This is a genomic window from Pseudomonas sp. BN414 (assembly GCF_029871275.1).
In the GTDB taxonomy this organism is placed as follows: domain Bacteria; phylum Pseudomonadota; class Gammaproteobacteria; order Pseudomonadales; family Pseudomonadaceae; genus Metapseudomonas; species Metapseudomonas resinovorans_C.
Genome location: NZ_SSOL01000046.1, coordinates 1 through 12,451, shown reverse-complemented (window position 1 = coordinate 12,451; position 12,451 = coordinate 1). Strand labels below are relative to the sequence as shown.

General features: G+C 66.2%; 9 protein-coding genes. All 9 read right to left on the bottom strand.

Going from position 1 to position 12,451, the window contains the following annotated elements:
- Positions 1-52: 52 nt before the first annotated feature.
- Positions 53-1,543: an aldehyde dehydrogenase family protein gene (locus E8E95_RS08560; protein ID WP_280349448.1), complete on the bottom strand. Its 1,491-nt coding sequence runs from the start codon at positions 1,541-1,543 to the stop codon at positions 53-55.
- A gap of 186 nt (positions 1,544-1,729) precedes the next feature.
- Positions 1,730-3,361 carry a methyl-accepting chemotaxis protein gene (locus tag E8E95_RS08555; RefSeq protein ID WP_280349447.1) on the bottom strand — a complete coding sequence of 544 codons (1,632 nt, stop codon included), beginning with the start codon at positions 3,359-3,361 and terminating at the stop codon, positions 1,730-1,732.
- A gap of 186 nt (positions 3,362-3,547) precedes the next feature.
- The gene (locus tag E8E95_RS08550; RefSeq protein WP_280349446.1) at positions 3,548-4,699 is read right to left on the bottom strand and encodes an acyl-CoA dehydrogenase family protein; all 1,152 of its coding nucleotides are present in this window, start codon (positions 4,697-4,699) and stop codon (positions 3,548-3,550) included.
- Positions 4,700-4,728: 29 nt separating this feature from the next.
- Positions 4,729-5,817: an enoyl-CoA hydratase/isomerase family protein gene (locus tag E8E95_RS08545; RefSeq protein ID WP_280349445.1), complete on the bottom strand. Its 1,089-nt coding sequence runs from the start codon at positions 5,815-5,817 to the stop codon at positions 4,729-4,731.
- 2 nt (positions 5,818-5,819) lie between these two features.
- A complete protein-coding gene (gene mmsB, locus E8E95_RS08540; RefSeq protein ID WP_280349444.1) occupies positions 5,820-6,710 on the bottom strand; it encodes a 3-hydroxyisobutyrate dehydrogenase in 891 nt (296 codons plus the stop codon).
- Positions 6,711-6,746: 36 nt separating this feature from the next.
- On the bottom strand, positions 6,747-7,520 hold the full coding sequence (locus E8E95_RS08535) for an enoyl-CoA hydratase (protein ID WP_280349443.1): 774 nt from the start codon (positions 7,518-7,520) through the stop codon (positions 6,747-6,749).
- Between the two features lie 47 nt (positions 7,521-7,567).
- Positions 7,568-9,076 (bottom strand): CoA-acylating methylmalonate-semialdehyde dehydrogenase, encoded by a 1,509-nt coding sequence (locus E8E95_RS08530; RefSeq protein WP_280349442.1) that lies wholly within the window; start codon positions 9,074-9,076, stop codon positions 7,568-7,570.
- A 102-nt stretch (positions 9,077-9,178) separates the two neighbouring features.
- Positions 9,179-10,882, bottom strand: a complete 1,704-nt coding sequence (locus tag E8E95_RS08525) for an AMP-binding protein (RefSeq protein WP_280349441.1) — start codon at positions 10,880-10,882, stop codon at positions 9,179-9,181.
- A 492-nt stretch (positions 10,883-11,374) separates the two neighbouring features.
- On the bottom strand, positions 11,375-12,451 hold a 1,077-nt coding region (locus tag E8E95_RS08520), incomplete at its 5' end, for an OprD family porin (RefSeq protein WP_280349440.1).

Here is a 12,451-nt window from a genome sequence, read left to right as displayed (position 1 = left end):
CGTAGGATGGGTAGAGGTACGAAACCCATCAGAGCGAAGGCCGTCCGGGCACTCAGAGCTTGATCAGCACCGACTTCAGCTCGGTGTAGTGCTCGATGGCCGCCGCGCCCATTTCGCGGCCGACGCCGGAGAGCTTGTAGCCGCCGAAGGGCAGGGCCGGGTCGAGGGCGCTGTGGCAGTTGACCCAGACCGAGCCGGACTTGATGCGCGGGATCATCCGGTGCACCGCCGCGAGGTCGTTGGACCAGACGCTGGCGCCGAGTCCGTAGGGGTTGTCGTTGGCCATGCGGATGACTTCATCGACGTCGTCGAAGGGCATCGCCACCAGCACCGGGCCGAAGATTTCTTCCTGCACCAGGCGGTGCTGCTGGTCGACGTCGACGATCACCGTCGGTTTGACGAAGTAGCCGGGGCCGAAGCCTTCGCCGCCGCAGGCGATGGTGGCGCCCAGCTCGCGGCCGAGCTGGATGTAGCCGGTGACGCGGTCCTGCTGCTTGGCGGAGATCAGCGGGCCCATCTGCACGCTCGGGTCGAGGCCGTTGCCGAGCTTCATGCCGTTGGCGATGCCGGCGATGTCGGCGATCACGTTGTCGAAATGCTTGCGGTGTACGTACAGGCGCGAGCCGGCGCAGCAGACCTGGCCCTGGTTGAAGAAGATCGCGCTGGCGGCGCCGGCAGCGGCTTCCTGCAGGTTGGCGTCGGGCATGACGATGGTCGGCGACTTGCCGCCGAGTTCCAGGGTCACGCGGGTCATGTTGTCCATGGCCGCCTTGCCGATCTGCTTGCCGACTTCGGTGGAGCCGGTGAAGGTCAGCTTGTCGACGCCCGGATGGCGGGTGAGGGCGACGCCGGCATTCAGGCCGGTACCGGTGATGACGTTGAACACCCCGGCCGGGTAGCCGGCTTCCAGCACCAGCTCGGCCAGCTTGAGGGCGGTCAGCGGGGTTTCGTCGGCGGGTTTGAGGATCACGGTGCAGCCGGTGGCGAGCGCCGGGCCGAGCTTCCAGCAGGCCAGCAGCAGCGGAAAGTTCCAGGCGACGATGGCGCCGACCACGCCCACCGCTTCGCGGCGGATGAAGCCGTGGAACTGATCATTGGGCATCAGCGGCAGGGAAGCGTCGACCGTGCTGCCTTCGATCTTGGTGGCCCAGCCGGCCATGTAGCGGAGGAAGTCGATGGCCAGCTGCACGTCCATGACGTGGGCCACGGCGGCGCTCTTGCCGTTGTTCAGGCATTCCAGTTCGGCCAGCTCCTGGGCGTCGCGCTCCATCAGGTCGGCGAGGCGCCACAGCAGGTTCTGCCGTTCGCGCGGACGCATGCGGCTCCAGGCGGAATCGTCGAAGGCCTGGCGCGCGGCCTGCACGGCGCGGTCGACATCTTCGGCGGTGGCGGAAGGCACTTCACCGAGGATTTCACCGGTCGCAGGATTGCGAAAGCTCATGGTGTTGCCCTTGACGGCGTCCTGCCACCTGGCGCCGATCAGCATCCGGTGGGGGCGGTCCAGGAACGAGCGGGTTTGCGGAAGAATCGGGGGAGTCTGCATGGGCGGGGCCTCTTGTTGTTGGAGTCAGCCCGGCGGGAGCAAGGCCTGTGCCAGCGCGGGTGCAGGCCAGGCCCGGCGCAGCAGCGAACGCATCCGTGGGAAACATCGACGCGGCAGGGTTGTTCCGGACTGGGGCAGGTGTCTCTGAATGAGACAACGCCCCTGTCTCGCTCCAGCTGAGCGGGGCTACACCCGGAACTGTTTCAAGGTCTGGTTCAACTGGTTGGCCAGCGTTCCCAGATGATGGCTCGCTTCGTTGGACTGGCTGGCGGCGAGGGCGCTTTCCTCGGCCAGGGAGGCTGCCTGTGTCACGTTCTGGTTGATGTCCTCGACCACCTGGGACTGCTCCAGGGTGGCGCTGGCAATCGATGCGTTCAGGCCCGTCAGGTTGCGTAATGACCGGGCGATCTGCTCCAGGCTCTGACCCGCCAGGCGAGCCTGTTCGACGGTCAGCGCGGAGGCGTGGCTGCTTTCGTCGATGACCTGCACGGCGGCCGCGGAATTGGCGTGGAGGCGTTCGATCATCGTCTGGATTTCCGCCGTGGATTTTTGCGTGCGTTGCGCCAGCAGCCGCACTTCGTCCGCGACCACGGCGAAGCCGCGGCCCTGTTCGCCAGCACGTGCCGCTTCGATGGCGGCGTTCAGGGCCAGCAGGTTGGTCTGTTCGGCGATGGCGCGGATGACCTCCAGCACGGTGCCGATCTGCGCGCTTTCGTGGGCCAGGGACTGGATGACGTCGACCGCCTTGCCGATGGTGTCCGAGAGCTGGTCGACCTGCTGCAGGCTGCTGCCGATATTGTCCTGGGCACGCAGCGCCTGCTCTTCGGCATCGCGCATTTCGCTGGAGGCCTGTTCGGCGTTGCGCGCCACCTCCTGTACGGCATAGGAAAGCTCCTGCACCGCGGTGGCGACCAGCTCCATCTGTTGCGACTGCTGCTGGCTCTGGCGTTGGGTGTCGTCGGCGATGACCCCCAGCGATTGCGAGGCCCGATCGAGCGAATCGGCGGTTTCCAGTGAGTGGCCGATGACGCCGCGCAGCTTGCGGGTGAAGGCGTTGAAATGCGTGCCCAGGGCAGTCAGCTCGTCACGCCAGTGCTCATCGAGGCGGCGGGTGAGGTCGGCCTCGCCGCTGGCGATGTTGGCCATGGCATTGACCGCCTGGTCCAGCGGCGACGCGATGCTGCGGGCGATCAGGATGATCAGGGCAGCGAGCAGCAGGCCCGTCAGCAGGAGGATGCCGAGGGTGTTGAGGGCATGCGCGCGGAACTCGACCTGCACGTCGTCGACGTAGATCCCCGAGCCGACTATCCAGCCCCAGGGCTGGAACAGCTCGACGTAGGAGACCTTCGGCACCGGCTCCTCAGAGCCGGGACGCGGCCAGCTGTAATGGACCAGGCCGGCGCCATCGCGCTTGGCCACCGCCACCATGTCGTCGAACGGCTGGTTGCCCTCCGGGTCGCGCGTGCCGGCCATGACCTTGCCTTCGACCTTGGCGCTGGGGTGCATGACCATGCGCGTGTCCAGGTCCTCCAGCCAGAAGTAGTCCTCGCCGTTGTAGCGCAGGCTGCGCATCAGTTCGATGGCGTGCCGCTGGGCCTCTTCGCGGCTGAGCTTGCCGGCGCTTTCCTGCTGGTGGAAGTAGCGCAGGATGCTGCCGGCGGTCTCGACCACGTGGCGGGTTTTCAGGGCCTTGGCGGCATTCAGGTCGGCGAGGTTCTGGCTGAGCATCAGCCCGGCCAGGGCGAGCAGTACCAGCAGGGAGGTCGAAAGGATCAGCCACAGGCGATGGCTGATGGCGATATGGCGCAGGTTGGGCATGGCGGTTGGTTTCTTGTTGTGGGTCTCCGATGGCCGGAGCAAGGCCTGTGCCAGTCGCGCCGGATTCGAATGAGACACCGGGTTGTCTCATGCCGCCGCAGGGCAGCGTGCGGAGGAGGGATGTAATCGCGCGCAAAAAAACCGGGCGCTCCACGGGAGCGGAGACGCCCGGAAAACGTGGGTGACTCAGAGTTGGTAGTTGGCCAGCTCGCGTGCGATCACGAGGCGCTGCACTTCGCTCGATCCTTCGTAGATCTGCGTGATCCGCGCATCCCGGTAGTACTTCTCCACCGGGTAGTCCTCCAGGTAGCCGTAGCCGCCGTGGACCTGGATGGCGCTGGAACATACCTGTTCGGCGATTTCCGAGGCGAACAGTTTGGCCTGCGAGGCCTCTGACAGGCAGGGCAGGCCGGCGCTCTTCAGGCGGGCGGCGTGCAGAATCATCAAGTGCGCGGCATTGAGGCGGGTCTGCATGTCCGCCAGCAGGTTGCCGACGCTCTGGTGCTCGATGATCGGCTTGCCGAACTGTACCCGCTCACGTGCGTAGCCCAGCGCCGCCTCGAAGGCCGCGCGGGCGATGCCGAGGGCCTGGGCGGCGATGCCGATGCGGCCGCCTTCGAGGTTCGACAAGGCGATGGCCAGGCCCTTGCCGCGTTGTCCCAGCAGGTTGTCTGCCGGCACCACGCAGTTGTTCAGGGTCACGGCGCAGGTATCCGAGGCCTTGATGCCCATTTTGTGTTCGCTGCGGTCGACGTCGAAGCCGGGCGTGTCGGTGGGCACCAGGAAGGCGGAGAGGCCTTTCTTGCCCAGCTCGGGGTCGGTCACCGCGAAGACGATGGCGAGTTTCGCCCGCTTGCCGTTGCTGACGAACTGCTTGGCGCCGTTGAGCACCCAGTGGCCGTCCACCAGCTCGGCACGGGTGCGCAGGTTGTGCGCCTCGGAGCCGGCCTGGGGTTCGGTCAGGCAGAAGCAGCCGATCGCCGCGCCGCTCGCCAGGGCTGGCAGCCACTGGTCCTTCTGCGCCTCGCTGCCGTAGTTGAGGATCGGCCCGCAGCCGACCGAGTTGTGGATGCTCATCAGCGCGCCGAGGGCGCCGTCGCCGGCGGAGATTTCCTCCACCGCCAGTGCATAGGCCACGTAGTCGATATAGGTGCCGCCCCATTGCTCGGGCACTACCATGCCGAGCAGGCCCAGGTCGCCCATCTGGCGCACCAGTTCGTCGTCGATCCAGCCGGCCTTTTCCCAGGCCTGGGCGCGGGGCGCGACTTCAGCGCGGGCGAAGTCCCGCGCCATGTCGCGGATCATGCGCTGTTCTTCGGTGAGTTCGAGGTCGTGCATCGTGCTTGTACTCCCGCAGGATGGCACCGTCAGGCGGTGCGAAGAGGTTTGCTGGCTGCGTTGGGGAAGCCGCTGAAGAAGGACAGGACCTGCTGTTGCGTCAGGTCCGCCAGGGTCGGCGGGTTCCAGCGAGGCTTCTTGTCCTTGTCGATGATCAGGGCGCGGATGCCTTCGATCAGGTCACCCCTGTCGAACCACTGGCCATCCAGATGCAGCTCCAGGGCGAAGCAGTCGCCCAGCGACAGGTGACGGCCCCGGCGCAGCAGTTCCAGGGTCACGGCCATCGCCAGGGGCGAGCGGCTGTCCAGCACGCGCACGGTTTCTTCGGCCCAGTCGGAGTACTCGGCGCAATCCTCGGCCAGCAGCGACTGGCGGATGGCGCTGATATCCGGCAGGGCGAAATGCCGGTCGATGGCTGGGCGCAGGGCTTTCAGCTCCGAGCCCGGAATGCGCTCGGCAGCCAGGCAGCCGAGCAGCTGGGCGAGGTTCTCACGGGGCGCGTAGCTCCATTTCAGGGTGTCCAGCGCCTGGTCCAGCTCCCCAATGCGCTCGCTGGGCAGGCAGTAGTCGGCGAGGCCCACATACAGCGCATCGGCTGCGCGTACCTGGCCGCCGGTGACGCCCAGGTAGACGCCCAGCTCCCCCGGCAGGCGCGGGAGGAAGTAGCTACCGCCGACATCCGGGAAGAAGCCGATGCCGACTTCCGGCATGCCCATGCGGGTGCGTTCGGTGATGACGCGCAACGAGGCGGCCTGCGCCAGTCCCATGCCGCCGCCGAGGACGAAGCCGTCGAGCAGCGCCAGCACTGGCTTGGCGTAGTTGTGCAGGTACTCGTCCAGCGCATATTCCTCTTCGAGGAACACCTGGTGCTGGTTGTCGCCGGCTGCATGGCTCTCGTACAGCATGCGGATGTCGCCACCCGCACAGAAGGCCTTCTCACCAGCGCCGCGAATGACCACGGCGACGATGTCCGGGTCCAGCTCCCAGGCCCACAGGTGCCGATGCAGCTGGCGCACCATGGGCAGGGTCAGGGCATTGAGCCCGGCCGGACGATTCAGCGTGAGGTGGCCGACGCGGTTGCGCACGCTGGCCAGGATGGACGCCTCGTTGTCGCTCATGCTCAGGCTTCCCGGCGGAACAGGTTGATGATCGCGGAGAAGTCGAGGCCGCCATACCCTTGCAGGCTGAAGGTCTGGTACAGCTGCTGGGCGGCGGCGCCGAGCACGACCGGCTGTTTCGCGTGGCGCGCGGCCTCGGTAGCCAGCCCCAGGTCCTTGAGCATCAGGTCGGTGCCGAAGCCGCCGCTGTAGCCGCGCGAGGCGGGGGCATTTTCCAGCACGCCGGGGAACGGGTTGTTGATCTCCGAGCTCCAGCAGCGGCCGCTGGAGGTGTTGATGATGCCGGCCAGGACGTTCGCATCCATGCCGAGGGCGACGCCCAGGGCCATGGCTTCGGCAACGCCGACCATGGAGATGCCGAGCAGCATGTTGTTGGCGATCTTGGCCACCTGGCCGTTACCCGTGGCGCCGCAGTGGACGATGTTGCGGCCCATGGCAGCGAGCAACGGCTGGGCCTGGTCGAAGGCGCTGGAGGTGCCGCCGACCATGAAGGTCAGAGTGCCGGCCGCCGCGCCACCGGTGCCGCCGGAAACGGGGGCGTCGAGCATGGGGTTGCCCTGGGCCGTGGCCACCTTGGCGACCTCGCGGGCGCTCAGCGGATCGATGGTGGAGCTGTCGATCAGCAGCACGCCCTGGCTAACGTTGGCCAGCAGGCCATTGGCACCCAGGTAGACATCTTTCACGTGAGCGGCGGTGGGCAGCATCGTGATGATCGCGGCGACACCATCACGGGCGAGTTCCGCCGGGCTGTTGGCCGTGCGTGCACCGAGCTCTACGAGTGCGGCGGTCGCCAGCGGCGAGGGGTCGAACACGGTGAGGGTGTGGCCGGCCTTGAGCAGGTTGCGGGCCATGGGGCCGCCCATGTTGCCGAGACCAAGAAATCCGATATGCATGCTGGTGTCCTCTAGAAATTGGGCCGGGAAGTTCGGTCAACGATGGGTGAAGTTCGGCGCGCGCTTTTCCACGAAGGCGCTCATGCCTTCTTTCTGGTCGGCGCTGGCGAACAGCGAATGGAACAGGCGCCGCTCGAAGCGCACGCCTTCATTGAGGCCCAGCTCGAAGGCGCGGTTGACGCACTCCTTGGTCATCATGGCGGCGGGCAGCGATTTGCCGGCGATCCCGCGCGCCACGGCGAGGGTTTCATCCAGCAGGGATTCGGCCGGCAGCACGCGGGCCACCAGGCCGGCACGTTCAGCTTCCTCGGCGGTCAGCTGGCGGCCGGTCAGGCACAGCTCCATGGCCTTGGACTTGCCCAGGGCATGGGTCATACGCTGGGTGCCGCCGATACCCGGGATCACCCCGAGGGTCAGCTCCGGCAGGCCGAAGCGAGCGTTGTCGGCGGCGTAGATGAAGTCGCACATCAGCGCCAGTTCGCAGCCACCGCCCAGGGCGTAGCCGGCGACCGCGGCGATCAGCGGCTTGCGTCGGGCACCGATGCGGTCGGCGGCAGCGAAGAAGTCGTCCAGGTAGATCTGCGGGAAGCCGAAGGCGGACATTTCCTTGATATCGGCGCCCGCGGCGAAGGCCTTGGCCGAGCCGGTGATCACGATGCAGCCGACCTCGGCGTCGGCCTCCAGTTGGTCGAGGGCCAGGTTCAGCTCGGCGACCAGCTGCGAGTTGAGGGCGTTCAGCGCCTTGGGCCGGTTCAGGGTGATCAGGCCGACACGTTCCTGTACCGAGACCAGCAGGGTTTCGTATTCCATGGTGTTTCTCCAGGCGGGCCGGCGCGTGGGGCGCCGGCCCGGTGGGATCATTTCAGGGTGATGGTGGTGTTCACCGGACCGCCGACATCGTCTTCGTCGAACCAGCGCTGGGTGATGGTCTTGGTCTGGGTGTAGAACAGCACCACCTGCTTGCCGTAGGGACCGAGGTCACCCAGCTTGGAGGCGCGGGAGCCGCTGAAGGAGAACAGCGGGACCGGCACCGGGATCGGTACGTTGATGCCGACCTGGCCGACGTCGATCTCTTCCTGGAAGTGCCGCGCAGCAGCGCCGGAACGGGTGAAGAGGGCGGTGCCGTTGCCGTTCGGGTTGGCGTTGATGAAGGCAATGGCCTCGTCGAGGCTGGCAGCGTTCACCACGCAGAGCACCGGCCCGAAGATCTCTTCGCGGTAGATGGTCATTTCCGTGGTCACGCCGGAGAAGATGGTCGGGCCGACGAAATTGCCGTCCTCGTAGCCGGGCACTTTCGGGTTGCGGCCGTCCAGGACCAGCTTGGCGCCTTCCTCGATGCCGGTGGCGATCAGGCCGCTGATGCGGTCCAGCGCGGAGCAGGAGACCACCGGGCCGATGTCGGTACCCGGCTCGACGCCGGCACTCACCTTCAGGGTCTTGGCCTTCTCCACCAGGTCCGGCAGCCAGGTTTGCGCCTCGCCCACCAGGATCACCACCGGCAGGGCCATGCAGCGCTGGCCGGCGGCACCGAAGGAGGCGCCCAGCAGGTTGTTCAGGGTCTGCTGCTTGTTGGCGTCAGGCAGCACGATGGCGTGGTTTTTCGCGCCCATCATGCATTGCGCACGCTTGCCGTTCAGGGAGGCACGGTTGTAGACGTGGGTGCCGACCTTGGTGGAGCCGACGAAGGACACGGCCTTGATGTCCGGGTGATCGCAGATCAGGTTCACCGCATCAACGCCGCCGTGGATCACGTTCAGCACGCCTTTCGGGATGCCGGCTTCCAGCGCCAGTTCCACCAGGCGCATGGTCACCAGCGGGTCCTGCTCGGAAGGCTTGAGGACGAAGGTGTTACCGCAGGCGATGGCCATGGGGAACATCCACAGCGGGATCATCGCCGGGAAGTTGAACGGGGTGATGCCAGCGCACACGCCGATCGGTTGCAGCAGGGTGTAGGTGTCCACGCCGTTGGCGACGTTGTTGGCCAGTTCGCCCATCTGCAGGGTGCCGATGTTGGCGGCATGCTCTACCACCTCCAGGCCACGGAAGACGTCACCCTCGGCGTCCGGCAGGGTCTTGCCCTGTTCGGCGGTGAGCAGGGCGGCCAGCTCCTTGATGTTCTCGCGGATCAGTTGCTGGTACTTCAGGAAGATGCGGGCGCGGGCGCCAATCGGGGTCTTGCGCCAGGTCTTGAAGGCGTCCTGGGCGGCGGCGACGGCGGCGTTCATCTCGTCCTGGGTAGCGAAGGGCACGCGGGCCAGGACTTCCTGGGTCGCCGGGTTGACCACGTCACGCCACTGCTGGGACTTGGATTCGACGAATTCACCGTTGATGAGCAGCTTGACGCTGGGAACGCTGGAAGAGGTCATGTATGGGTCCTGCCTGCTTTCGTTGGGTCGAGTGAGGCCCCTCGGGGCATAGGTCCGAGCGGTCGGGTTTTCGGTTGGGAGGGCCGGCGAGCCGGCCCGGATTCAGCCCTTGAGCTGCGGGAAGTCTTCTTCGAAGTACTCGCCGGCGCCCCGTGCATCGCCCTGGCGGCGCTGCACTTCCATCTGCCGCAGTTCCACGCGGCGGATCTTTCCGGAGATGGTCTTGGGCAGTTCGCTGACGAACTCGATGCGCCGTACGCGCTTGTAAGGCGCCAGGTGCTCGCGGGCGAAGGCGAGGATGTCCAGGGCCAGCTCGGCGCTGCCAGGCTCGTCATGGGCGAGGATCAGGAAGGCCTTGGGCACCGCCAGGCGCACCGGATCGGGGCTGGGCACGATGGCCACTTCCATCACGGCCGGATGCTCGATCAGCGCGCTCTCCAGCTCGAAGGGGCTGATGCGGTAGTCGGAGGCCTTGAACACGTCATCGGCACGGCCGACGAAGGTGATGTAGCCGTCTTCGCAGATCTGCGCGGTGTCGCCGGTACGGTAGTAGCCGTCGCGCATCACTTCCGCGGTTTTCTCCGGGTTGTCTTCGTAACAGAGCATCAGGCCCAGCGGACGGACCTCCAGCGGCAGGGCCACTTCGCCTTCCTTGGCAGGCTGGCCGTCGGGGTCGAGCATGGTCACGCGGTAGCCGGGCAGCGGACGGCCCATGGAACCGGGCTTGAGTTTCTGGCCGGGGGTATTGCCGACCAGGGCGGTGGTTTCCGACTGGCCGAAGCCGTCGCGCAGGTCGAGGCCCCAGGCATGCTGGACCTGCTCGATGATTTCCGGGTTGAGCGGCTCGCCAGCACCCACCAGTTCGCGCAGGCGCAGGCGGCTGCGGTAGCTGGCCAGATCTTCCTGGATCAGCATGCGCCAGACGGTGGGTGGTGCGCACAGGCTGGTGACGCCGTAGCGCTCGAGTGCACCGAGCAGGGCCGGGGCGCTGAAGCGCGCGACGTTATGGATGAAGATGCAGGCGCCGGCGTTCCAGGGCGCGAAGAAGCAGCTCCAGGCATGCTTGGCCCAACCGGGGGAGGAGATGTTCAGGTGCAGGTCGCCGGGCTGCAGGCCGATCCAGTACATGGTCGACAGGTGGCCGACCGGGTAGCTCTGGTGGCTGTGCAGCACCATCTTCGGTTTGGAGGTGGTGCCGGAGGTGAAGTACAGCAGCATCGGGTCGGTGGCGAGGGTCACGCCCTCGGCCTGGAATTCGGCCGGGTATTGCTCCGCTGCGCTGTGCGGCGTCCAGCCCGACGCATTACCGCCGACGCTGATGCGGGTGAGGCCTTCGGCCAGGCCATTGAACTTCTCCAGGTGGGCGGCGCCGGCCACCACATGGTTGATCCGGCCGCGCTCGATGCGATCCCGCAGGTCTTCGGAGGTGAGCAGGGCGGTGGCGGGAATCACCACGGTGCCAAGCTTGAAAGCGGCCAGCATGGTTTCCCACAGCGCGATGTCGTTGCCGAGCATCATCAGGATGCGCTCGCCGCGTTTCACGCCCAGGGCGCGCAGGTGGTTGGCGACGCGGTTGGAGCGCTCGGACAGCTCCTGGAAGCTGTAGCGGCGCTCGCTGCCGTCCTCTTCGACAATCCAGAGTGCCGGTGCCTGGTTGCCCTTGGCCATCTCATCGAAATAGTCCAGGGCCCAGTTGAATTGCGTGAGCTGCGGCCAACGGAAACCGCGTACGGCCGTGTCGTAGTCGGTGCGATGGGCAAGCAGGAAGTCACGGGCGGCAAGGAAGGGGAGGCTGTTGTTGTTCATGGCGCGTGCCCTTGATTGTTATTTTGAGTCGTTCCGGTTTAAGGCCGGGCTGGTGAATTGAGTATATGCAGGCGTTAATCAAATAAGAACGAGCACAAAAACCGGTGCGATGTGCAAAAAAATCATAGCCATTCGCACGAGCCCGCGCGGGGGAACTCGATGTACGGGCCCTCTCCCCAACCCTCTCCCTGAAGGGAGAGGGGGCTGCCACCATGTGGGGCAGGCGGCAGTCCGTCACGTTGGGTTTCGCTGCGCTCTACACCAACCTACGTGGGGCGAAGCTAAGTTCGGCGGGGAGCTTTTGTGTAGGAGCGAGCTTGCTCGCGAAAGGTCTGGCTCGGAAGGTTCGCGAGCAAGCTCGCTCCTACAAATGCTGGCGGGGTGGAATCCGTTACGTTGGGCTTCGCTGCGCTCAGCGCCAACCTACAGGAGCCGGCTCCTGTAGGGGCGAATTCATTCGCCAAGCAGGACGCAGTCCTGCCGCGGTAACCCTTACCAGAGCGGCAGGGTGTAGCTGAGGATCAGGCGGTTCTCGTCGAGGTCGTTGCCGAAGTTGGTCGAACGCACCGTGGCGTTGCGCCACTTCACGCCGAGGTTCTTCAACGGGCCGCTCTGCACCACGTAGGCGATGTCGGTGTCGCGCTCCCACTCCTTGCCGTCCTCGCGGCCGGCGCCCAGTTCCACGCCGTCGCCGGAGAGGTAGCGGGTCATGAAGGTCAGACCCGGAATCCCCACGGCCGCGAAGTTGTAGTCATAGCGCGCCTGCCAGGAACGCTCTTCACGGTTGGCGAAGTCGCTGATCTGCACGAAGTTCACCAGGTAGGCGTCGCTGCCGTTGACGTAGGCGAAGCCGGTGTCGCCGCTCATGCGCTGGTAACCCAGCCCCAGCGCGTGGCCGCCGAAGCCGTAGGTGAACATGGCGCCGAGGGCCTTGTTGTCGACATTGCTGCCGCCTTCGTCGGTGGAGCGGGCGAAGCGCAGGTCGCTCTTCAGGCTCTGGCCGTCACCGAGCGGCAGCAGGTGGTTCAGGCTCAGGTAGTGCTGGCGGTAGAAGTCGTCCAGGCGGCCGAAGCCGTAGCCGGTGGTGAGGGCGTCGTTCCACTTGTAGCTGAGGTTGGCGAAGTCGAAGGCATCGCTGGTGGTCTGGCGCGCGCGGATGTTCTTCACCCCGACGGTGGTGATGCTCATGTCCTCGTAATCGGAGGAATCGCGCTGGTTCACCTGGCGTAGGCGCCCGGCATCGAAGGTCAGGCCGTCGATCTCCAGGGAGTTGAGCTGGCCGCCTTCGAAGGTCTGCGGCAGCAGGCGCGAATCGTTGGCCAGCAGCACCGGCAGCTTGGGCATCAGGGTGCCGAGCTTGAGGGTGCTCTTCGAGGCGCGCAGTTTGGCGGTCAGGCCCAGTTCGCCGTATTCGTCCTGGGCGCTCTTGGGGGCTTCGCGATCTCGCTTGAGCAGACCGGAGCCGGCACGGTCGGGGCTGGAGTCCAGCTTCACGCCCAGTAGGCCGATGGCGTCCAGGCCGACGCCGATGCTGCCCTCGGTGAAGCCCGACTCGTAGCGCAGGAGGAA